This window comes from Pyramidobacter porci, assembly GCF_009695745.1.
GTDB lineage: Bacteria > Synergistota > Synergistia > Synergistales > Dethiosulfovibrionaceae > Pyramidobacter > Pyramidobacter porci.
The window spans coordinates 165,669-189,290 of record NZ_VUNH01000004.1; the positions used below are offsets into that span (position 1 = coordinate 165,669).

At 53.9% G+C, this 23,622-nt stretch carries 19 protein-coding genes; 13 read left to right on the forward strand and 6 right to left on the reverse strand.

Annotation, left to right across the window (positions count from 1 at the left end; all coding sequences use genetic code 11):
- Window positions 1-19: 19 nt before the first annotated feature.
- A complete protein-coding gene (locus FYJ74_RS05370) occupies window positions 20-499 on the forward strand; it encodes a flavodoxin (RefSeq protein WP_154528553.1) in 480 nt (159 codons plus the stop codon).
- Window positions 500-953: 454 nt separating this feature from the next.
- The gene (locus FYJ74_RS05375; protein ID WP_154528582.1) at window positions 954-1,400 is read left to right on the forward strand and encodes a GNAT family N-acetyltransferase; all 447 of its coding nucleotides are present in this window, start codon (window positions 954-956) and stop codon (window positions 1,398-1,400) included.
- 171 nt (window positions 1,401-1,571) lie between these two features.
- Here FYJ74_RS05375 and FYJ74_RS05380 read toward each other — a convergent pair whose 3' ends face one another.
- The 5 genes from FYJ74_RS05380 to FYJ74_RS05400 all read right to left on the reverse strand — a co-directional run bounded on the left by FYJ74_RS05380 (window position 1,572) and on the right by FYJ74_RS05400 (window position 6,967).
- A complete protein-coding gene (locus FYJ74_RS05380) occupies window positions 1,572-2,948 on the reverse strand; it encodes an SH3 domain-containing C40 family peptidase (protein WP_154528554.1) in 1,377 nt (458 codons plus the stop codon).
- Between the two features lie 297 nt (window positions 2,949-3,245).
- Window positions 3,246-4,637 carry a transglutaminase-like domain-containing protein gene (locus FYJ74_RS05385; RefSeq protein WP_154528555.1) on the reverse strand — a complete coding sequence of 464 codons (1,392 nt, stop codon included), beginning with the start codon at window positions 4,635-4,637 and terminating at the stop codon, window positions 3,246-3,248.
- Window positions 4,638-4,704: 67 nt separating this feature from the next.
- Window positions 4,705-5,883: a DUF819 family protein gene (locus FYJ74_RS05390; RefSeq protein ID WP_154528556.1), complete on the reverse strand. Its 1,179-nt coding sequence runs from the start codon at window positions 5,881-5,883 to the stop codon at window positions 4,705-4,707.
- A gap of 82 nt (window positions 5,884-5,965) precedes the next feature.
- Entirely contained in the window at window positions 5,966-6,640 is a 675-nt protein-coding gene (locus FYJ74_RS05395; protein WP_154528557.1) for a class I SAM-dependent methyltransferase, read from the reverse strand.
- A gap of 165 nt (window positions 6,641-6,805) precedes the next feature.
- Window positions 6,806-6,967, reverse strand: coding sequence for a hypothetical protein (locus FYJ74_RS05400; RefSeq protein WP_154528558.1), 162 nt, complete (start codon window positions 6,965-6,967; stop codon window positions 6,806-6,808).
- Between the two features lie 327 nt (window positions 6,968-7,294).
- Between FYJ74_RS05400 and FYJ74_RS05405 the strand changes: the two genes are divergently transcribed.
- The 7 genes from FYJ74_RS05405 (at window position 7,295) to FYJ74_RS05435 (ending at window position 16,124) form a co-directional block, all read left to right on the forward strand.
- Window positions 7,295-7,924, forward strand: coding sequence for an SDR family oxidoreductase (locus FYJ74_RS05405; RefSeq protein ID WP_154528559.1), 630 nt, complete (start codon window positions 7,295-7,297; stop codon window positions 7,922-7,924).
- A 119-nt stretch (window positions 7,925-8,043) separates the two neighbouring features.
- Window positions 8,044-8,826 (forward strand): protein-ADP-ribose hydrolase, encoded by a 783-nt coding sequence (locus FYJ74_RS05410; RefSeq protein WP_154528560.1) that lies wholly within the window; start codon window positions 8,044-8,046, stop codon window positions 8,824-8,826.
- Window positions 8,827-8,985: 159 nt separating this feature from the next.
- Window positions 8,986-10,842, forward strand: coding sequence for a heavy metal translocating P-type ATPase (locus tag FYJ74_RS05415; protein WP_154528561.1), 1,857 nt, complete (start codon window positions 8,986-8,988; stop codon window positions 10,840-10,842).
- Between the two features lie 36 nt (window positions 10,843-10,878).
- The gene (locus tag FYJ74_RS05420) at window positions 10,879-11,826 is read left to right on the forward strand and encodes an SIR2 family NAD-dependent protein deacylase (RefSeq protein WP_154528562.1); all 948 of its coding nucleotides are present in this window, start codon (window positions 10,879-10,881) and stop codon (window positions 11,824-11,826) included.
- Window positions 11,827-12,252: 426 nt separating this feature from the next.
- Entirely contained in the window at window positions 12,253-13,758 is a 1,506-nt protein-coding gene (locus tag FYJ74_RS05425) for an IMP dehydrogenase (RefSeq protein WP_154528563.1), read from the forward strand.
- A 364-nt stretch (window positions 13,759-14,122) separates the two neighbouring features.
- Complete coding sequence (locus FYJ74_RS05430) at window positions 14,123-15,631, forward strand: type I restriction-modification system subunit M (RefSeq protein WP_154528564.1); 1,509 nt, start codon at window positions 14,123-14,125, stop codon at window positions 15,629-15,631.
- Window positions 15,621-16,124 carry a restriction endonuclease subunit S gene (locus FYJ74_RS05435; protein WP_154528565.1) on the forward strand — a complete coding sequence of 168 codons (504 nt, stop codon included), beginning with the start codon at window positions 15,621-15,623 and terminating at the stop codon, window positions 16,122-16,124. Before FYJ74_RS05430 ends, FYJ74_RS05435 begins: the two co-directional genes overlap by 11 nt.
- Here the strand turns inward: FYJ74_RS05435 and FYJ74_RS05440 are convergent.
- Window positions 16,121-16,732, reverse strand: coding sequence for a restriction endonuclease subunit S (locus FYJ74_RS05440; protein WP_154528566.1), 612 nt, complete (start codon window positions 16,730-16,732; stop codon window positions 16,121-16,123). The genes FYJ74_RS05435 and FYJ74_RS05440 overlap by 4 nt on opposite strands.
- A gap of 127 nt (window positions 16,733-16,859) precedes the next feature.
- Between FYJ74_RS05440 and xerA the strand changes: the two genes are divergently transcribed.
- Genes xerA through FYJ74_RS05465 form a run of 4 tightly spaced genes read left to right on the forward strand, consistent with a single transcriptional unit; the run spans window position 16,860 to window position 23,294 of the window.
- Window positions 16,860-17,846 (forward strand): site-specific tyrosine recombinase/integron integrase, encoded by a 987-nt coding sequence (gene xerA, locus FYJ74_RS05445; RefSeq protein ID WP_154528567.1) that lies wholly within the window; start codon window positions 16,860-16,862, stop codon window positions 17,844-17,846.
- A 12-nt stretch (window positions 17,847-17,858) separates the two neighbouring features.
- Window positions 17,859-18,983: a restriction endonuclease subunit S gene (locus FYJ74_RS11770; RefSeq protein WP_229769357.1), complete on the forward strand. Its 1,125-nt coding sequence runs from the start codon at window positions 17,859-17,861 to the stop codon at window positions 18,981-18,983.
- 31 nt (window positions 18,984-19,014) lie between these two features.
- Window positions 19,015-20,250: an FRG domain-containing protein gene (locus tag FYJ74_RS05460; RefSeq protein WP_154528568.1), complete on the forward strand. Its 1,236-nt coding sequence runs from the start codon at window positions 19,015-19,017 to the stop codon at window positions 20,248-20,250.
- A complete protein-coding gene (locus tag FYJ74_RS05465) occupies window positions 20,247-23,294 on the forward strand; it encodes a type I restriction endonuclease subunit R (RefSeq protein ID WP_154528569.1) in 3,048 nt (1,015 codons plus the stop codon). Before FYJ74_RS05460 ends, FYJ74_RS05465 begins: the two co-directional genes overlap by 4 nt.
- The last annotated feature ends 328 nt before the right edge of the window (window positions 23,295-23,622 follow it).

Below are 23,622 nucleotides of genomic sequence, written 5' to 3' on the forward strand. Positions count from 1 at the left end.
TTCAAGGAGGAGTTCTTTCATGAGCAAAAAACTGGTCGCTTATTTTTCCGCCAGCGGCGTCACGCGCGCCGCGGCCCAGAACTTGGCGGAAGCCGCCGGAGCCGATCTCTACGAGATCCGTCCGGCCGTTCCCTACACCGATGCCGATCTCGACTGGATGAACAAAAAATCGCGCAGTTCCGTGGAGATGCGGGACAAAACCTTTCGTCCGCCGCTGGCCGAAAAGAAAACGGGGCTTTCCGGCTACGGCGTGATCTTCCTCGGCTTCCCGATCTGGTGGTACACCGCCCCCTCGATCATCCGCACGTTCCTCGAAGCCGGCGACTTCGCCGGCAAGACGGTCGTGCTGTTCGCCACCTCCGGCGGCAGCGGCTTCGGCAGCACCGCCAAAGACCTGCAAGGCAGCGCTCCCGGCGCCGATATCCGCGAAGGCAGGCTGCTCAACGGCCGCCCCAGCGCCGCCAGCCTGAAAAAGTGGCTCGACGCGCTGGGCGTGTAAACAAAGCGCGCCAAAAAACAATCCCGGGGCTCGGTCATCACGGCCGAGTCCCGGGCCGTTTTTATCAAGACAAGCGATGCCGCGCGTTCCTGTCGCCCCCTCCCCTGCGCAGCGTTCCGTCTTCGCACATGGCACACAGCGCCGTGACCGCGCTAGCCGTGAAACTCCACGAACGCTCTGAAGTTCCCAACGCGTCACCGCGGCCGCCGCTTCAAAAAACGATCACGCTCGACTGACGCCGGATCCTTTCCCTGCGGCGGGAGCGTCAGCCTGATCGGGGGGGCTGCGGAGTGAAGCCGGCATACCATTCGTGGATCTTCATCGGCCCCGTGTCGTAGGTTCCGATCATATGCGGGCGATAAAAGACGTTTGCCAGATGAAGATTTCTCATGAAAGTGCAAATGATATAATGGATCTGCAACGATCGCAGAGAAGCGGAAAGGGAAAACGGCAAATGAAGATCGTAAAGATCGATGACAGCGATAAAACAAAGTATATGGAACTTCTGCTGATCGCGGATGAACAGGTACACATGATAGAGAAATATTTGTATCGCGGCGACATGTTCGCTTTATGCGACGACGACGCAAGGGCGATCTGTGTCGTCACACAAGAACACGCAGGGAGATACGAGCTTAAAAATATCGTTACCGTTCCCGAACACCAACGGAAAGGATATGGGCAAAAGCTCATTGCCTTTATCGTCGATCACTACAAGAAGCCTGGCGGCGAGTTATATGCAGGGACAGGCAATACTCCTGCGATACTCCGTTTCTACGAAAGATGCGGATTTGTAAAATCACACATCGTCAAAGATTTTTTTGTAGAGAATTATGACCACCCTATATATGAAGATGGTCGACAGCTGATCGATATGATTTACTTGAAAAGGGATCTATAAAGAGCCGTCGCTGCGGCGGCAAGTTTAGGCGCCTGAACGGAATACGGCAGCCTCACGGCGGTTTTGAAATAACGGTCAAAGCCGCCGTTTTTCGTTGTGAAAATCAGAAGCACAGAGCGGCGTCAAGAAGGTATCGCCGTGCTCGCTTTTCATCGATAGAATCTGACATCCTTACTCTCGCTCCCCCAAGCCTTTCTCCGCCGGTTCGAAGCCCGGCAGGAAGGTCAGCGTGGTGATGCGGTCGAGCAGCCCGCCGGGAGCGACCATGCCGCGGCGCTCGACGCCGGGACGCAGCGTGGTGACGACGACGCGGCCGAGCACGATGCGGCCGCTCAGATCGGGATTTTCTTCCGACGCGAGCCGGACACCCCAAAAGTTATGAAGGATCAGCGGCTCGCCCTTGGGCGACAGCCCGATGAACAGGGCCACGTGCCCTTTCATGCCGATCAGCGTGCGGAACGGGACGCCGCGTGCGCGGATGATCTTCAGTTTTTCCTCGTTGCTCTTTCCGGTCAAATCGATGAAAACACCGCATTTCGCCTGCAAAGAACTGTGGTGCGGCAGGCCGATGCCGAAGGGCAGGAACAGGTCGTGCATGGTGGCCGAGCAGTCGCGGTCCTCGAACAGACCGCCCCAGCCGTAGTTCACGCTCACGAAGCGGTCGGCGAGCGCGCCGACGCCGGCGGCGTCCATCGGCAGCGGCCAGCGTTCCGCCGCGCCGGCGACGGCGCGAGCGACTTTCGCAGTTCCCGCAGAAGTGCGGACGGGCACGTTCAGCACCAGCGCGCCGTCGCGCTCCGAAGCCACGGGAAAAATCGCGCCCGTGTGAACCACGGTCAGCGTGCGCCCGCCGGCGTCGCGCAGCGGCGTGTCGTCGGCCACGATCACGCCGTAACGGCCGGTGTCGTATTTTTCCATGAACGAACGCCCCGCCAGAGCGACGTCGGCGGCTCTGATCCATCCGGAGAACAGACCGGACTCGCACAGATACCAGGCCCCGCTGCGGTCGGCGTGTTTCACGCGCAGCGGCGTGCCGGCCCAAACGGCGCCGCACTGCATGTAATCGAACGGAAAGCCTTCGCCGGCGGCTCCCGGATCGGCAAAAGCGGGGCGGTTCGTGGGCAGCGCCCGGGCGCTGGTGTTGACCACGGCGACGGCGCAGAGGTCCATGGAGGGGAAGCGCCCCATGTCGGCTTGCCCGCGCAGGGCCGCTTTTTTCTCCTCCGTCAGCGGCTGCAAATTTTCGCCCCAGCGCGGCGCGTCGAGCACGTCGAAGCCCCATCCGGGAACGAGAGGATCGTCCACGGCGCCGCCGCGCCATGGCGCGAAAAATTTCGCCATGGCCGCCGCGGCCAGTTCGTTCTGCTTTTTTCCGCCAAGCCAGCGCACGTTCAGCGCGCCGCGCAGATACGACGAGGGAATCTGCGAAAGCTCGTCCACATCGGCGATGCGTTCGTCCGTCAGGTTCAGCGCCGGCCGCGCCGCCGCCGGCACGACCGGCAGGATCAGAAGCAGCGCGGCAAGGCACAGCATTTCGAATCTCATCATGATCAGACTCCTTTTTTTGAAAAAAATCGCGTAAATAAATCGCGCGGACGCACACGCCGTCCGCGCGATTTATTTTATAACAGTTTTCGCTAAAAAGCCTCGAGGCCCTTTTTATCGACAGCGTTTTCCAAGGAAACGTTTTCGTTCTCCGCAGACGAAACGGATAAATTGTTTTTGGCGTATATAAAACAAACAGTTACTACGGCTTCATTCACAAAAAATGTTCCACACGAAACATTCCACGCGAAGAAGAAAGGCGGCGTTCGGAGCGGCGTCTTGCCGCCGAAAAAAACAGCTTCATTCCGCTTCTTCGCAGGAAACGACCTCTTTCGCGCTCGTGAACTCATACCAGCGCAGACCGCGCCCGTCGCAGAGCATTTCGCCCGACTGGTTGTCGTACGGGTCGCAGCGCCAGCCTTCCCACGGCACGGGGAAGTCCGCCTGAAAGGCCGTGTTGGCCGCCATGCGCCACGGGTCGAGATTGCCGAAATAAAATTGCCGCCGCGCCTCGTTCCCGTCGCGCGCCGCGCCGCCGCCGAAGGACGGATCGGCGTACAGCCAGCCGAAAGGAGACGCGTAGAACGCCATCCAGTCGTGCCCGCTGCAGAAGTTCGGCCGCGTCACCCAGCCGCTCTCCCAGCGCGCCGGTACGCCCGACACCCGGCACAGGGCGATCAGCAGCAGCGCCTGCACGCCGCAGTCGCCCGTCAGGTTGCGGGCGCAGTTGGCGGCGATGTCCTCGAGGCAGAAATAATCGGGCATGAAGCGGTACTTCACGTTCAGCGTGATAAAGTCGTAAAAGCGCCGCGCTTTTTCCAGCGCCGTTTCGGCGCCGCCGGCGATCTCGCGCGCCAGGCTCTTCATGAAAGGCGTGAAAAGCACGTGCGGCGGCAGCTCGGCCGTGTCGTCCAGCCGCGGCGCTTCGCCGCGGGGCTGCTTCGGCGGCCGGGACAGATCGGCAAAGTTTTGACGGCGCGTGAACGAGAACTCCACGGAAAAATCGTGGTTCCACTCCATCGTTTCGTTCCAGACGGCGACGCGCTGCGGCGCGTCCTCGGGCGCGAGCAGCGACGCCTGCGGCGAGACCAGATCGATCTCGACGCCGCTCTGAGACGGGCAGGCGCAGGGCAGCGGCAGCGCCGCGCTCACCTTCATGCCGGGGCGGAACAGCTCGTCTTTGAGCCGCAGCAAAGCGCGGCAGCGAAAGCGCACCGCCATGCTCCCCTTCTCGCGCATCAGGCGCGCGGCGCGGTCAAGCCGCGACTCGCCGTTTTCGTCCGGCGGCTCGATTCCGGCGGGAACGACGCCCGCCCGCGCGGCAAAACGCGCGTCCACCTTGCAGAGCGTCTCGAAAAAACGCCCGAAATAGCGCGGCTCGCCGTTCACGTAAATCCATTCGACGCGCCCGTCGCGAACCATTTCGTCGAATTCGTCCGCGCCGAAATCGGCGATATGCTCCCGCACCAGATCCAGCGCTTCGCCGCGGCGGTAAGGGAAGTTCCCCGGCAGGCGGCGGATCATCTCCGCCTGCGCCGTCAGGGCGTACCGCATCTCCGCCGGCGTGTTCCCGCAAGCCAGCCGCCGTTCGATCGCCGCCAGAGCGCCCTCCAAGTCCCCGTGTACCTTCAGTCGCCGGATGTCCTCCGGCAGGCCGGCGTGCAGCGCGCGAAAACTTCCGTTCAGTTCCATTCAGATCCTCCGTTCCGTCGAAAACAGCCCCGCCGCGAGGGCGGGGCCGCGCCGTTTTTCGTTGGTATCACGCGAACATTTTCATCAGATACGCGGCCGCAAAGCCGAGGATGTTGCCCGCCGCGGCGCCGATCACGCCCATGACCACGCCGATGGCGGTGTAGCCGGGATTGTAGGCGGCCGCCACGATCGGGGCCGAGGCCGCGCCGCCGATGTTAGCCAGCGACGCCGTGGAGACCATGCACAGGTCGAAGTGGAACAGCTTCGAGAAGATCACCATCGCCACGATGTGGACGACGAACACGAACAGCCCGGCCATCAGCCACATCGGCGCGTCGAGCAGCTCGTTCAATCCGGCGCGGGAAGCCAGCAGCGAGATGACGGCGTAAAGGTACATCGTCGACAGCGCGTCGGCGCCGGCAATGCGCCCGATCGGCGACAGCGCCGCGACCAGGCCGAGCGCCGTGACGATCAGCATCGTGCAGGTGGAAGCGTTGAACACGTCCTTGAGCATGCCGGGCATCAGGCCGGCCGCGTACTTGCCCGCCGCCTGCGACAGCGCCGAGACCATCAGCGACAGGCCGAGCAGGATCGTGAGCGTGGCGCCGCTCATCTTCGCCGTGCCTTCCGCGGCGGCCTTCTGGGCGTCTTCCGCCTCTTCGAACGTCACCGTGCGCGCGTCGCAGAAGCGGTTCCACGCCTTTTCGAGCGGCACCGCCATCAGCAGCAGCGCGATCCAGACCGAGTAATAGATCGTATCGACGATCAGCGCGCAGGCGTAATCGCCCTCCGGCACGTTCAACGCCCCCTGCAGCGCCGCCATGTTGGCCGAGCCGCCGATCCACGAGGCGCACAGAGCGCCCATGGCGCGCCACGATTCGGCGCCGATTTTGCCCTTGAACATCACATAGGCCACGACAAATCCCGCCATGATCGTGAAGGCGCAGCAGAAAAAGATCGCCAGCATGCGCGGCCCGATCTTGACCATCTTGCGGATGTCGCAGCGCAGCAGCATCACGAAGATCATGCCGTACAGCAGGTTGTTCTTCACCGCAGAGTAGGCCGGCGCCGTGGCCTTCATGTCCCACAGGCCGACCGTGCAGAAGAGCATGTTGAACAGATAGACCATGACGATCGGCGGCACGAAATCGAAAATCTTCCAGCCGGTGGCCTTCTGGCACCACACGAGCAGCCCGGCGAAGAACACGAGGAACGCCACATAGGTGAATCCGCTGGTGATCAACATTTTTCTTCCTCCTTTGAAAAGCTCCATATCATGGACGACGGCAAAGCAAGGGCGCCGCGTCCGCCCGTCCGCCACAGCGGCTTTATGACGTTTTGTGAATTATCAGAAAAACACTGGAATCATCCACTTCCGTCACCTGATAAGGAAAGCCGGAAGCCGCTCCGATCCTCTCAAAATCATCGGGCGTGTGGGTCGCCGCTTTGAATCCGTCCGCGCAAACGATAACGCCGTCCTTCGTCTTTTCGGGATCGATCGCTCCCAGCAGTCCTTTGGAAGCCTGTTCTTCGAACCATTTCAGGCGGAAATCCCAGAACTTCGCGCTGTAGCTGCTGAAATAGGCCGCGCCTCCGGGAGCGAGCAAACCGATGATAGTCCGGACGACCTTATCGTCCGCTTTCATCGCTGAAAGGCCGTTCTGCAAACAGAGCACGACGTCGAACTGACAGTCGAAACTCATGTCGTGCACGTCCATCGTCACCATGTCCGCATTGGGGAAATTCTTCAAGTACCGTTTTCCCAATTTGACGTTCTCTTCCGAGATATCCACGCCGACGATCGAGGCGCAGAAAGGAGCCAGCTCCCTCACAATGCGCCCGTATCCGGCGCCAAGCTCCAGAACGCGCTCGCGCCCGGACAGCCGCGTTCTGACAAACTCGATCTCCGCTTCAAGATACTGCCTGATTCGCAGAAGAGAGGTCTCATACACCTGATAGAGTTTCTGAGAATTGAGGTTCTCGGCATAGTAATTTTTTTTCATCTGTCCTCCCTTTCCAATTTCTCCCCATGCGGTCATCCGCTCCACTTCACTCCGGGGACGTCGGCGACGCCGAATCCGGCGCCGTTTCCCAGGCGGATCACGGGGCCGTCGAACTGCGGGCCGCTCGTCACGGGATCGACGGAGCACAGCGCCGGGCCGTCCAGATCAGCGGCGGTAATGCACGAGCTGGCCGAGGTCAGATGGGCCGCCGCCGTCGGTGATCCGCGCCGGCACGCCGGTCATGGCGTCGACGCGGCGCACGGCCGTCTTGAACGGAGCGATCAGCGGCGTGTTGAGGATTCCCGTTTCGATGGAAACGATCTTCATGTCTTTCCCTCGCCGAAAGAAAAAAACGCCGCCCGTTCCCCCGCGCCGGGGACGCGCGGGCGGCTCCGCTTTCACCGCCCCACGTCGGCGGACGGAGCCGCGCCGCGGGGTTTTGTTCGTTCGCTGTCGCTTCAATGATTATATCTTTTCAAAGGCAGGAGCGCAATAAACAAAAACGCGGCGCCCAGCACGGGGTCTCCGTTACCCGCAGGTGACCAAGGCACTTTATTGTGCATCCTTCCGTGGGGGTGAGCCTTCTGTTAAACTGTTTTCATTGAAGGAGATAGTTCCGACAAAAAATCCAATCTGACCTGGAGGAATTGAAAAATGAAAATCGCCGTAATCTGCGCCAACGGCAAAGAGGGAAAGCTGCTCGTCAAGGAAGCTCTGGCCCGTGGACTCGACGTAACGGCTGTCGCTCGCGGAGAAAACAAAACCGCAGCCACCAAATTCGTCTCGAAAGACCTTTTCGACCTGACCGCCGATGACTTGAAAAACTTCGACGTCGTCATCGACGCTTTCGGTGCATGGTCTCCCGAAACACTGCCGCTGCACGGCGCGTCGCTGAAACATCTGTGCGATCTTCTCAGCGGCACGGCAACCCGCCTGCTCGTGGTCGGCGGCGCAGGCAGTTTGTATATTGACAAAGAACACTCGCTCTGCGTCGCCGACGCCCCTGACTTTCCCAATGCCTTCAAACCACTTGCCGCAGCGATGGCAGCCGCTCTGAAAGATCTGCGCGCGCGCCGCGACGTCCGCTGGACTTATGTCAGCCCCGCCGGCGATTTTCAGGCCGAAGGAGAGCGCACCGGCCGTTACATTCTCGGCGGCGAAGAGCTGACGCTCAACTCTCGCGGCGAGAGCGCGATCAGCTACGCCGATTACGCCGTCGCCATGATTGACGAAGCGGAAAGCGGGCGCCACGTTCAGCAGCGCATATCGGTCGTCAGAGAATAGTTCATCAGATAAAGTCAATCGTTCTTCACTTTTTAAAACGTCGATTTTCGCGCAAAAAAGATCCGTGCGGCGCGGCAAATAGGCTTATATCCCGCATCGATCGAAAGGAAGGCATCGTCATGAATCAGCCGGAACGCTGTGCATGGCTTATCGAGAAACTGCTCGCCGAAAAACCGTCGGAATATGCCGGCGTGAAAATCCCCGCCGCGCCCGAGGAACGAAAGCGCCTGCTGCGCGCGCTGATGAACGTGCGTCCGCCGGCCCCCGCCGCCGCAGAATTCTTGCGGATCCAGGACGAATATCTGCGGGAGGAGACGCGGCTCAAAGGCGTGGTGACGATCGAGTCGCTCTCCCCCGCCGAACCGGGGATCTACCTGTGGCAGGGCGACATCACGCGGCTGGCCGCCGACGCCATTGTCAACGCCGCCAACGGCTCGCTGCTGGGCTGTTTCGTGCCGTGCCACGGCTGCATCGACAACGCCATCCACTCGGCGGCGGGCGTGCAGCTGCGGAACGAGTGCGCGGCGCTCATGGAGCGGCTGGGCGGCGACGAGCCGCCGGGGCGCGCGCGGATCACCGGCGCGTACAATCTGCCCTGCCGCTTCGTGCTCCACACCGTCGGGCCGATCGTCGGCGGCGCGGTCACGGACGAGCACCGCGCGCTGCTGGCCTCGTGCTACCGCTCCTGTCTGGCGCTGGCAGCGGAAAGGAACCTACGCTCGGTCGCGTTCTGCTGCGTCTCCACCGGCGAGTTCCGCTTCCCCAACGAGGAAGCGGCGGCCATCGCCGTCGCCGCGGCGCGGGAATTCCTTAAAAGCCACGGCAGCATGAAGGTGATCTTCAACGTCTTCAAGGAGAAGGACAGGAAGATTTACGAGCGCCTGCTGGGCCGCGGCGCGTGATTTTTTTCCGCGTTCGCCGCGTTCCCTGCCGCGCCAGGACGGCCGCGGATCGTGTTACGCTTTTGACGAGTCAGCGTCTTTCTTCCGTGCACCCCTTCCGTATAATAGGAAAAGAACTATTTATGCGCTTCCATGCGGCAAAAAACGGAGGGATTTACGATGCTGGATCGTTGGTTGGGAAACGAGGCGCGCGTCACGGGCTTCTGCGCGGCGCTCTCGGCGCTGGCGCTGGCGCTCAGTCTGAGCGGCGTTTTCACGGGAAAGCCGGGATTCGACGTCGCCTGGGCGGCGATCGTCCTGTGCGGGACGCCGATCCTCGTCGGCGCATGCCGGGGGCTGATCGTCGATCGCAACGTCAAGGCGGACGTGCTCGTCGCCATGGCGCTGGTCGCGTCCGTAGCGACGCGGGAATATTTCGCGGCCGGCGAGGTGGCGCTGATCATGCAGATCGGCTCGCTGCTTGAGGACTACGCGTCGGACAAGGCCGCATCGGGCATCGAGAAGCTGATCCGCCTGACGCCGCGCGGCGCGCACGTGCTTCGCGGCGAGGAGCGCGAAGACGTCCCCGCGGAACAGATACATCCCGGCGACCGCGTCGTGGTGCTGGCGGGCGAGGCCGTGCCCGTCGACGGTGTGATCGTCGAAGGACAGACGGCGATCGACCAGTCCGTCATGACCGGCGAAAGCCTTCCCGTCGACAAGAAGCCCGGCGACCGTGTCGGCAGCGGCACGGTCAACCAGTTCGGCGCGTTCGTGATGATCTGCGAAAAGGCCAGCGCCGACAGCAGCCTGCAGCGCATGATCCGCCTGACGGAAGAAGCGCAGGCCAACAAGGCGCCCATCGTCGCAACCGCCGACCGCTGGGCTACATGGCTCGTCGCCGTCGCGCTGTTCTGCGCGGGCGCGGCATGGTTCTTCACGGGCGAGTTCATGCGCGCCGTGACGGTGCTCGTCGTCTTCTGCCCGTGCGCGTTCATCCTGGCGACGCCGACGGCCGTCGTCGCCGGCATCGGCAACGCCGCGAAATACGGGATCATCGTCAGATCGGGTGAAGCGCTGGAGCGCCTGTCCCGCATCCGGCGCGCCGCTTTCGACAAGACCGGCACGCTGACGTGCGGCAAGCCGCAAGTGGCCGCGGCCGTAAGCTGCCGCGACAATTTTGCGGACAGCGATGTCCTGCACCTTGCGGCCGCGGCCGAACAGCGCTCGGAGCATCCGCTCGGCCGAGCAATCCTGGCCGGCGCCGACGGAAGCGTCGCCGCGGCGGAAGACTTTCGGGTCGTGCCCGGACAGGGCGTCAGCGCGACCGTCGAAAATAAACGAGTTCTCGTCGGCAAAGCCGATTTCATGAAGTCGCAGGGCGTTGACATTTCCGCCGCGGACGCGCCGGCGCGGGAATGGATGCGCCGCGGCGCGACCGTTGTTTACCTCGCTTCCGACGGGCAGCTCGCCGGTTTCATTGCGCTGGCCGACGCGCTCCGGCCGGACGCGCCGCGCGCCGTTCAAAAGCTGAAAGCAGCCGGCGTCGCGCCCATGCTGCTGACCGGCGACAACGAAGCGGCTGCCCGGCGCATCGCGGCCAAAGCCGGCATCGAAGACGTGAAAGCCGATTTGCTCCCCGAGGGCAAGATGAACGCGATCTACGCCTGCTCGCGCGGCGGTGAGCCGGTCTGCATGATCGGCGACGGCGTCAACGACGCGCCGGCCATGACGGCCGCCGACGCGGGCATCGCCATGGGCGGCGTCGGCAGCGATATCGCCATCGAATCCGCCGACGCGGTGCTCGTGCTCGACGACATCAAGAGGATCCCTTATCTTTTCAGCCTGACGCAGAAAGTGATGAGGAAAATCAGGGTCAATATCGCCGCTTCCATGGTCATCAACGTTTCCGCGGTCGTCCTCCCGGCGCTCGGCGTGCTGACGCCCGTCACCGGCGCGCTGTGGCACAATTTCGGCTCGGTGTTCGTCGTCGTCAACGCGGCGCTGCTGCTCCGGGTCAGGGACGACTCGGAATAGCGGGGAGCGGATTTCGGTCACGGAGGTCAAACGGCCATGTTCTTGAAAAACTGGATCGAGAAATATATTCCCGTCTCCTCGGCGCCCGCTAAAAATCCCCATGAGGAAATCCTAAAGCTGCGCGCGGCGCTGCGCGACTGCCCGACGGTCGTGGTCGGCGCGGGCGCGGGGCTTTCCGCGGCGGCGGGATTCGACTACTCGGGGGAACGGTTCCGCAAATACTTCGGCGACTTCGCGGCGCGCTGCGGCTTTTCCGACATGTATTCCGGCGGCTTCTACCGCTACGAGACGCTCGAGGAGCAGTGGGCGTTCTGGAGCCGCTTCATCTACGTCAACCGCTACATGGACGCCCCCAGGCCGACGTACCGCCGCCTGCGCGCGCTGCTGCGCGAAAAGGATTATTTCGTCGTCACCACCAACGTCGACCATTGCTTCCAGAAAGCCCGTTTCGACAAGGAGCGGCTGTTTTACACGCAGGGCGATTACGGCCTGTGGCAATGTTCCACGCCGTGCCACAAGCTCACCTACGACAACCGGGAAACGGTGCGGCGGATGGTGCTGGCGCAGGGGTTCGCCATCGACGCCGACGGCCGGCTCGAACCGCCCTCGCACGAAAAACCGAAAATGCGCGTGCCTTCGAAGCTGATCCCGCTCTGCCCGAAATGCGGCAAGCCGATGACCATGAACCTGCGCTCCGACGACACGTTCGTCGAGGACGAAGGCTGGCGCGCGGCCTCCCGGCGCTACGAGGAATTTCTGAAAAAACACGAAACGGGCAAAGTGCTTTACCTCGAGCTCGGCGTCGGCTCCAACACGCCAGGGATCATCAAGTACCCGTTCCAGATCCGCGCGTTCCAAAATTCCGACGCCGTCTACGCGCTCGTCAACGCGCAGCCGCAGGGCGTCCCCGAGGAGATCCGCGCCCGTTCCATCGTCGTGACCGCCGACATCGGCGCCGCGCTCGACGCGCTGCGCGGCGCCTGAAAGGCAGGACAAAAGCCGCCACGGAGACACGAAGAAAAGAATATAATTGACGTTGTTCCATGCGGAACATTTCATACGCAAAAAGCCTGACGATCAAGCGACCGCCAGGCTTTTTGCGCGTCTTCGCCTTGTTTTTCCCCGCACCCCGCGGCGGATCCTGTCCGCGGCCCGGCTCCTTCAAAAAATGCCGCCCGGACGCGCTCAACTTGCATATTTCTGGTAGAATGTAAAAATAAGCAAAATCTTTCGTCCGCGCCGCGCGGCAGAATTTTCGCGCCCCGGGCCGGTCGGTTTTCGTGGCGGCGGCGTCCCGTTTTTCGAAAACGGCGGTTGCAAAAAAATGACGACGCGTTTATACTGCGGCATAATTTCCACTCGGCACGGGGGCACCCGGCGAGCGAATTCCCATCTTTCAGGAGGTTTAGAATGGCAACCTACATCAACGAACCGGCGCATACTTTCAACGAATATCTTCTGATCCCCGGCTACTCGTCCAGCGAGTGCCGGCCGGAAAACGTCTCGCTGCACACCCCGCTGGTCAAGTTCAAAAAGGGCGAATCTCCCGCCATCGAGCTCTCCATCCCCATGGTCTCCGCCATCATGCAGTCCGTCTCCAACGACACGATGGGCATCGCCCTCGCCAAAGCCGGCGGCGTCTCCTTCATCTACGGCTCGCAGTCCATCGAGAGCGAAGCCGCCATGGTCGCCAGGGTCAAGAGCCACAAGGCCGGTTTCGTCCCCAGCGACTCCAACGTCCGCCCCGACGCCACGCTGGCCGACATCCTCGCCCTGAAAGAGAAAACCGGGCACTCCACCGTCGCCGTCACCGACGACGGCACCGCCAACGGCAAGCTCGTCGGCATCGTTTCCAGCCGCGACTACCGCGTCAGCCGCATGCAGCCCACTGACAAAGTATCCGGATTCATGACCCCTCTGGCCCGACTCATCACCGCGCCCGACGGCACCTCGCTGAGCGAGGCCAACGACATCATCTGGGACAAAAAACTCAACTCGCTGCCCATCGTCGCCAAGGACGGCCGCCTCACCGCCTTCGTGTTCCGCAAGGACTACTCCGAGCACAAGGAGAACCCCAACGAACTGCTCGACGACCACAAGCGCTACGTCGTCGGCGCGGGCATCAACTCCCGCGACTACAAGGAGCGCGTGCCCGCGCTCGTCAAAGCCGGAGCCGACGTGCTCTGCATCGACTCGTCCGAAGGTTTTTCCGAGTGGCAGAAACTGACGCTGGAATGGATCCGCAAAGAGTACGGCGACGCCGTCAAGGTTGGCGCCGGCAACGTCGTCGACCGCGAAGGCTTCCTCTTCCTCGCCGAGTGCGGCGCGGATTTCGTCAAAGTCGGCATCGGCGGCGGCTCCATCTGCATCACCCGCGAGACCAAGGGCATCGGCCGCGGACAGGCCACGTCCGTCATCGAAGTCTGCCAGGCCCGCGACGAATATTACCGCAAAACCGGAGTGTATATCCCCGTCTGCTCCGACGGCGGCATCGTCTACGACCACCACATCACGCTCGCCCTCGCCATGGGCGCCGATTTCGTCATGCTGGGACGTTACTTCGCCCGCTTCGACGAAAGCCCTTCGGAAAAACTGCTCGTCGGCGGCACGTTCGTCAAGGAATATTGGGGCGAAGGCTCCAACCGCGCCCGCAACTGGCAGCGCTACGACTTCGGCGGCGCCGGCAAGCTCTCCTTCGAGGAAGGCGTCGACAGCTACGTCCCCTACGCCGGCCCGCTCAAGGAGAACGTGGAGCGCACCTGCCTGAAAATCAAGTCCACGATGTGCAACTGCGGCGCCGTCACCATCGCCGAGCTCCAGAAAAAAGCCAAGCTCACCCTCGTCAGCGCCACCAGCATCGTCGAAGGCGGCGCGCACGACGTCATCCGCAAGGAAAAGACCGCCACGGAAAAGTAATCCCGACAAAGACATCCGCATCATAACGCTCAGGCGGCCCCGGCCACGCGTCGGAGCCACCTGCTTTATATGGTATATTATAGGAACAAAATACGCTACGTTATCAAAATCCTTGTTCCTTACGCCCCCAAGCAAAGAGGTCATGGATAGTTTGACAAAGAGATCCAAACGCATATCGAACGATAAAATACCTGACAGTATGAACGTCTTCATCAGAAAAATCTCCTATGCGTTTTCCCTTTCCTTAAAAAGGAAAAGGTCCCTTTTATGATTTGACTATCCGCCAGATAGAACGTTAAATTTTATTAGGAAACAGATATTTTGTCATAACAGAAACAAAACAACTACACTGGAGGTATTTTAGATGGCTGAAAAGACAAATGCCAATATAGGCTTTGAAAAACAGATATGGGACGCGGCCTGTGTCTTATGGGGACACATTCCAGCCGCAGAATACAGAAAGGTCATCATCGGATTGATTTTCCTTCGTTATATATCCAGCGCTTTCGAGAGAAGATATAACGAGCTTAAAAGAGAAGGCGATGGTTTTGAGGACGATCGCGATGCTTATACAATGTATAATATATTCTATGTTCCCCGAGAGGCTCGATGGAGCACAGTGGCAGCTAAAGCCCATACTCCAGAAATCGGTAAAGTCATTGATGACGCCATGCGAGCGATTGAGGCTGAAAATAAAAACCTCAAGAACGTGCTTCCTAAAAACTATGCAAGTCCGGATCTTGACAAGAAAATCCTAGGCGATGTTGTAGACATTTTTACCAACAGTATCGACATGTCAGATACAGAAAAGAGCAAGGATCTTCTAGGACGAACCTATGAATACTGCATTGCACAGTTCGCAGAAAAAGAAGGCGTCGGCGGCGGGGAATTCTATACGCCATCAAGCGTGGTGAGGACACTGGTTTCAATTCTCAAGCCGTATGAGAATTGTCGTATATATGATTGTTGCTGCGGCAGCGGCGGCATGTTCGTTCAGTCTGAAAAATTCATTGAAACACACAGTCATAAGAGAGGAGCAGTCTCAGTATATGGGCAGGAAGCCAATCCGGATACCTGGAAAATGGCAAAAATGAACATGGCTATCCGAGGCATCGACGCTGACTTCGGAGCCTATAACGCCGATACATTTACAAACGACCTTCATCCTACATTAAAAGCAGATTTCATCCTTGCCAATCCCCCGTTCAATTATCATCCGTGGGGACAGGAAACGCTTCAGAATGATAAGAGGTGGAAATACGGTCTTCCTCCTGCGGGAAACGCCAACTATGCATGGATTCAGCACATGATCCATCATTTGGCACCGAATGGAAAAATCGGCCTTGTTCTTGCTAACGGAGCACTTTCCACACAGTCAAGCGGCGAAGGCGAAATCAGAAAGAAAATTATAGAGGACGACCTGATTGAAGGCATTGTCGCTATGCCTACACAACTTTTCTACAGTGTGACGATCCCGGTGACACTATGGTTCATTACAAGGGGGAAGAAACAGAAAGGCAAGACGCTCTTCATCGATGCCCGCAAGATGGGACACATGGTCGATCGCAAGCACAGAGACTTCTCCGATGAGGATATTCAGAAGCTGGCGGATACCTTCGAGGCGTTCCAGAACGGAACACTTAAGGACATGAAAGGCTTCTGTTCGATTGCCACTCTGCAGGATATCGCAAAACAGGATTATATCTTGACGCCAGGACGCTATGTGGGCATTGAAGAGCCGGAGGATGACGGCGAGCCGTTTGAAGAGAAAATGGCGCGGCTCACATCGGAACTATCAGATATGTTTGCCAAGTCTCACGAACTGGAGAACGAGATCAGGAGAAAGTTAGGGGCGATCGGATATGAAATATAATCTTTCGAATATATGCGGGTACGCCAAGGGCAAAGTTGATGTCTCAGCTCTAGATGCTGAGACATACATATCCACAGAAAACATGATACCCAATAAAGGAGGCATTACCAATGCCTCATCGCTTCCAACCGCAGCACAGACACAAGCTTTTCTTGCGGGGGATGTGTTGGTCTCAAATATTAGACCATATTTCAAAAAGATATGGTTTGCAGAATTTGACGGCGGATGTTCAAACGACGTTCTTGTATTCAGAGCAAAGAATGGCATAAACAAAAGATTTCTCTATTATGTTCTTGCGGATAACACATTTTTCGATTATTCCATGGCAACATCCAAAGGCACAAAGATGCCCCGCGGAGATAAGACTGCCATTATGAAATATGAGGTTCCGAAATTTACATACAAAGAACAGAAAAAAATCGCAGGCATTTTAGAGATATTTGATAAAAAAATATATCTTAATACTGAAATAAACGAGAATTTAGCGGTTTAAAAGTCGATATCAGAGACATCCAGTTCGCCGGACATAAGCTTAGGCAATAAAGTGTTCCGGAGTTCGGCAAGTTTGACGCTTTCGCTTCGGCGGTTCCTAATTTCAGTGAATATCGGCTGGATAAGATCATTGAACATTGAAAGTTCTTCTTTAGATGGAATTGCAATGGGCACCTTATTTAGGTTGGTTTGACTTATCTTAGACTGCACAGCGCCAGTGACAATTGCTTTAACACTCGTGAGGCTGAAGAGCAAGTACAGAAGTTCAACGTTATAACCGTTCTTACCTGTGATAATGTGAGCATGATTATTTACCCAGAACTTGCCATCAACATACTGGAGAATGGGATATCCCTGACCATCAACAACGGTACCATCCTCTCCGAGTAGGAGATAGATGCCGTCAAAAAGATAGCGGTCAACGTAATCCATTACTGATGTCGCACCGTAGTATGGATAAATTTTATCCAAATCGGCGCGTTCGCGGCTTGAGAGAGGTATCCGTTTGGAATCATGTAATTCGATGATTTCCGATACTGTACCGTTGTGCCAGTTATCAGGCATTGAATTACCAAACGGATCAAAATCTATGAAACGTGACTTGTACATTGCCTGAGCTTGATCAAATAAATTCTCGTTTAAATGTGATCAACTCTCACCAACGGCGAGAGTCAAACCAACGGAACTGCCGTTGATGTCGTTCTCTGGAAAATACCAAATAGAAGGAGAAACGACAATGAAGCATGAATTGGCGACGGAAGTAATGCAACAGATGCTCCCATACCTCGATAATGCGCAGCTGAAACAGCTGAGACAGGTGCTGGAACAGACGCTCTTTCATTATGAAGTGACCGGCAACATAGTAAAGCCAGAGGAGGATGACAGCAATGAGCTTGTAATGATGTTTATAGCCGCCAAGCGGATCGAAGGCTGCTCAGAAAAAACACTAAAATATTATCAGACCACGATTGATGCAATGCTGTCATCTCTCCCAAAGAATGTCCGGCATATCCTTACGGAGGATCTACGGACATATCTGACGGAATATCAAAGCAAGAATCAATCCAGCCGCGTGACGATTGACAATATCCGCAGAATCCTGTCCAGCTTCTTTTCGTGGCTTGAAGATGAGGATTACATCATAAAAAGTCCAGTGCGCCGTATCCATAAGGTTAAAACGGCAAGCAACATCAAGGAAACCTACTCGGATGAGGATCTAGAAAAGATGCGGGATAACTGTAAGGAAATCAGAGATTTGGCAATGATCGATATGCTGGCTTCAACTGGAATGCGAGTTGGAGAAATGGTCCTTCTGAACCGCAATGATATAGACTTTTCAGAGCGGGAATGCGTGGTGTTCGGTAAAGGAGATAAGGAGCGCATTGTTTACTTTAATGCCAGAGCAAAACTGCATCTGAAGGCGTACCTTGACAGCAGGAAGGACGCTAATCCCGCGCTCTTTGTAACATTGAGAGCGCCTCATGAGCGGATTCAGATTGGAGGAATAGAGCACAGACTCCGCAATATGGGCAAACGACTGAACATTTCTAAGGTACATCCACATAAATTCCGACGGACACTGGCGACAATGGCGATTGATAAAGGAATGCCTATAGAGCAGCTTCAGAGGCTCCTTGGGCATCAACGAATAGATACGACCTTGCAATATGCGATGGTCAAACAGAGCAATGTAAAGATAGCTCATAAGAAATATATAGGTTAGGACAGTGATTTTATGGGAGAATGGCTCGAAAAAAGAATGGATGATATAGCTGAGTTCAATCCTCGTGAATCGATAAAAAAAGGCGCTATTGCAAAAAAAATCGCAATGGATAAGTTGCAACCTTTCTGCCGAGATGTTTCTAGATTTGAAATGGAGCCGTTTTCTGGCGGAACAAAATTTAGAAATGGCGATATCCTTATGGCCCGGATTACGCCTTGCCTCGAAAACGGCAAGACTGCAAGAGTTGATGTGCTTGATGAGGATGAGGTTGGATTTGGATCAACTGAATATATCGTGCTCAGAGCTAAAGAGAGAAACGACCCAGACTTTACCTATTATCTGGTTACAAGCTCTCTAGTCAGAGAACCTGCCATAAAATCGATGGTAGGATCATCTGGTAGACAGAGAATTCAGACTGACGTGCTTCAGAAGTTAAAAGTTAAGGTCCCAGATTTGAAAAGTCAGCAAGCTATAGCAGGAATCCTTAAATCTTTGGATGATAAAATCGCAGCCAATCGGAGGGTAAACGAGAATTTAGAGGAGCAAGTTTCCTTGCTATATGTAGCACAGTTTGAAGAATTTATCCCTCATGATGGTGTTCACCCTTCTTCATGGAAACAAGGTATATTAGCAGACATTGCATCTATAACAAGTGGTAAACGTCCTCCTATGAAATCAGCAGATAGAACCGATGTTGCAACAATTCCTTTGGTTGGTGCCGCCTCCGTAATGGGTTTTACTTCTGACTTTAATCACAAAGACAAAATTCTTGTCACTGGTCGTGTTGGAACACATGGCGTGGTTCAGCGTTTCAATTCGCCTTGTTGGACTTCAGATAACACTCTTGTTATTACAAGCGATTTCTACGAGTACGTCTACCAAGTTTTGCAAAGAATAGACTATCATTCTTTGAATCGCGGCTCTACTCAACCACTAATCACACAAGGAGATATGAACAAGGTAGTTGTACTCATCCCCGATGCAGAATCGCTTCATAATTTTGAATCCACTGCTGGTCAGCTCATGGAATTGTATGAGGTTAACTTGTCGGAAAATCGCAGACTCGCTGAATTGCGAGACACCTTACTACCACGCCTAATGTCCGGGGAACTTGACGTTTCCGACCTCGACCTCTAAGCCGCTAAATTCTCGTTTAGGAGAAATTAAAATGGAAGATGAAGATAGAGAAGAATATTTGAGCGAAAATGGGATAGAAGTTAACTCTTTAGCAGATTACATAAAACAAATAAATGAACTATATTCCGATAAGGAAGCTGAAGCCCAGCAATTATATTTTAGAGGACAACAATCAGATGTTTGGGATATTCAACCTGTTCTATTTAGAGAAAACAACTTAATTAACGAGCATTTCTTTATGAGTGAACCTAAAGTTCGCAGGCCTGAGGCGTTTCAGAATATGCAGTCTGATTTTGAAATAATGACAAAATGTCAACATTATGGACTTAGTACGCGTTTGCTTGACGTGACACGAAATCCATTGGTAGCCATGTATTTTGCATGTCAACCATGCGATAATATAGATGATTCTATATTTAATGCGGGTGTAATCTATTCCGGTTCGAACTATTCAGTGCCAGATCAATCAAAAGATGTACAGATCATAACCGCGCTATCCAAGCAAGATTTGTCAAGCGGAGAAAACAAGTTGATAAGTATTCTTGACAGATTATATGAAAGAGGAATTATTACTCAATCTGATTGTGAAACGTGGAAGCAAGAATACGAAAAGTTCATTATTAATAAATTGCAAACAAATCTTTTGGTTTCGCCCACTTACAGTAATGAAAGATTACTTCGCCAAAATGGAATGTTCATCTTGCCGGCTTGCTTCGTTATCTCTGGGGATACTATAGATAATTTTACCATTACTAAGGGAACTGCAAGTTTGAAGCAAGAATTTAACGAAACAATATTCTTCGTCAAAGAGAACAATAAGAGTCAAATTCTAAAAGAACTTGATCGATGTGATATTAACGAGTCTACATTATTTCCAGAATTAGAGCATTTACTTTCATATTTACACGAAAGCAGATCTTCACATATGTTGACACCCTCATTTGAAAAATATGAAAGAGTAGCAAATCCATTTTTAACAAATATACAAATCGCTGATGACGTTTACAAAAACAGTACCTTTAAAATAAGAATATTTGATAAATGCTTAAATGGAATAGACGCTTCCATAAAGGAAGAGGTTTGGAAAGCTATCCTTGACGGAGTAAAGACCCGAGACTGGTATAAAAGAGGACAAACACTAAGCGGAATGCGCGTTAATATAAAAGGGGCGTTAAATAAATCTGATAAGCCAACAAAAACAGCGAAAGAGATTGTTGATTGTACAATACTTATCGCACAGGATATAGCAAAGGAGAAAAGTCAATGAGTGATAGTTATACCGAAGCAGACTATGAGAATTCAGTCATTGAGCTGTTTCAGAATATGGGTTATCGGCATGTATATGCCCCCGATCTCAAGAGAGAATTCAGAAGCCCCTTATATGAAGATGAGCTGGAACAATCTCTCCACAGACTGAATCCAGACATGCCGGAAGATGCGATTAACGACGCTCTCTTTAAATTGAAGAACTTCGAGAATGCGGAACTTATTCAGAGAAATGCTATTTTTATGGATTATCTTCAGCATGGTATTGAAGTGCGCTATTTTGTTAAAAACGAGGAACGCTCCGGTCTTGTTTATTTAGCGGACTATAAAAATCCTGACAATAATTCATTTGTTATAGCAAACCAGTGGACGTTTGTTGAAAACAGCAATAAACGCCCAGACGTGCTCCTGTTCCTCAATGGCCTCCCGGTCGTGCTTCTCGAACTCAAATCTCCATCTCGTGAAGAAACGAATGCGTCTGAGGCTTACACTCAGATCCGTAATTACATGCATGAGATCCCTTCCATGTTTATCTATAATTGTATCTGCGTTATGAGCGATCATCTCACGTCAAAAGCCGGAACCATTACATCTGACGAAGATCGTTTCATGGAATGGAAGACAAAAGACGGAAATTATGAAAGTATGCAATACGCTCAGTTCAACACCTTCTTTGAAGGGATGTTTGAGAAGGAGCGTTTGCTTGATATTATAAAAAATTTTATCTGTTTTTCTAACGAAGGGCTGAAGAAGTTTAAAATTCTTGCAGGATATCACCAGTATTTCGCGGTTAAAAAGGCTATAAAGTCTACACAGCGCGCAACCCAAACCGACGGTAAGGGCGGCGTATTTTGGCATACGCAAGGCTCCGGCAAATCGCTCTCTATGGTTTTCTATACTCACTTGCTGCAGGAAGCACTGAACAATCCTACAATTGTTGTCATCACAGATCGCAACGATCTGGACGACCAGCTCTACGGGCAGTTCGCAAAGTGCAAAGATTTCCTCAGGCAGGAACCTGTCCATGCAGAAAGCAGACAAAATCTGAAAGATTTGCTGGCTGGCTGGAAGGTCAACGGCATCATTTTCACGACGATGCAGAAGTTTGAGGAATCCTTTGACTGCCTTTCCGAACGCAGGAATATTATCGTAATGGCAGATGAAGCTCATCGTGGTCAGTATGGTTTGAAAGAAAAGATTGACGCAAAAACTGGCGAAATTAAGATCGGGTCTGCAAGAATCGTCAGGAACGCTCTTCCAAATGCAACATATATAGGCTTTACCGGAACCCCAATTTCTATAAAGGATAGAAATACCAGAGAGGTTTTCGGCGATTATATTGATATTTACGATATGACACAGGCGGTCAAGGACGGGGCTACCCGCCCGGTTTACTACGAAAGCCGTGTGATCAAGCTCGCGCTGGATGAGAAAACCTTGAAGCTCATCGATCAGGAATACGATGCTATGGCCAATAATGCCGATCCCGAGGTGATCGAGAGAAGCAAGAAGAAACTCGGTCAGATGGAAGCAATCCTCGGCAATGATAAGACGATTAATTCACTGGTCGATGATATTCTTGATCACTATGAGAATTATCGTGCCAACCTCCTCACCGGTAAGGCAATGATTGTCGCTTATTCACGCCCGATCGCCGTGCAAATTTACAAGAGAATCTTGGAGTTGCGCCCGAGCTGGACCGACAAGGTCGCTGTTGTAATGACGAGCAGCAATAAAGATCCAGAGGAATGGAATCGGCTTATTGGCAATAAACGCCACAAAGACGAACTCGCTGCAAAATTTAAGGATAACGACAGTTCTCTTAAGATCGCTATCGTTGTAGACATGTGGCTTACTGGGTTCGATGTTCCCTCTCTTGCAACTATGTATGTCTACAGACCAATGCAAGGATACAGCCTGATGCAGGCTATCGCCCGTGTAAACAGAGTGTTCGGCGATAAGGAAGGCGGCCTTGTGGTTGATTATATTGGTATTGCTTCTGCATTGAAACAGGCAATGAATGAGTATACTGCCCGCGATAAGAAAAATTATAGTGACACAGATATCGTTAAAGCCGCATATCCAAAGTTTGTCGAGAAGTTGGAAGTATGCCGCGATTTATTCCACGGATATGATTATTCCAAATTCACGTCCGGCACAGACCTTGAGAGAGCAAAAACCATCAGCGGAGCGGTAAACTTCATTGTTGCCGTCGACAAAAAAGAAGCCAGAGAAACGTTCCTAAAAGAAGGACTTCTGCTGAAACAGGCTCTTTCTCTCTGTTCTTCCCTTGCAACGAGAGAACTCCGTGTAGAGGCTGCGTTCTTTGAATCCGTTCGTGTGCTTGTTATGCGACTCATGAATCAGGGAGAGGGCAAGAAAATATCGCTTCCTGAAATGAATGAACGCATCAACAATTTACTGAAAGCCAGCATCCAAAGCGAAGGCGTTATCAACCTCTTTACGGATGTGGACAACGAATTTTCTCTGTTTGATCCGAAATTTCTTGAAGAAATTTCGAAGATGAAAGAGAAGAACCTCGCAGTAGAACTTCTGAAAAAGCTGATTGTCGAGCAGGTTGCAATCTACAGACATACCAACGTCGTAAAGTCTGAAAAATTCAGCGAAATTATTCAACAAACCATGAACCGGTATCTTAACGGAATGCTTACCAATGAGCAAGTGATCGAAGAACTATTAAATCTGGCAAGACAGATCCGCGCTGCGCAGCACGAAGGTGAAAAACTGGGGCTTACTGCAGATGAGCTCGCTTTCTACGATGCTCTCACAAAACCACAGGCTATCAAGGATTTTTATGAGAATGAAGAGTTGATTTCTATCACAAAGGAACTTGCAGATACGCTTAGAAAGAATCGTACCATCGACTGGCAAAAGCGTGACTCAGCAAGGGCGAAGATGCGCATAATGATCAAGAGACTTCTCAGAAATCATAAATATCCTCCGGAAGGAATGGATAATGCGGTACAAACAGTGATGATGCAATGCGAGCTATGGACAGATAATCATGACATGGGCCTCGCATAATTCCCTTCACTTGAAAATTAAATCTGCTCAATATGGTAGGAATCCGCCTTCATGGGATTTGAAAAGCAGGCGATGATTGCTGTGGTAAGCATTTACGGCATTGGTCCTGCGATAGACAACGCGAGATTAGACGAAAGAACACTTTATTATGAAATTTGTAATTCGGGTATGTGGCGATAAAAATAAAATCATCATAAAAATTGGCCTGTACCCCGTTTAAAGGCCAGAGAATAAAAAGACCTCCTGTTGTAGAATGAACTCAACAACAGGAGGTCTTGCTATGGCAAGGAATTACACACAAGCAGAACATTTATCAGCCGAAATTTTT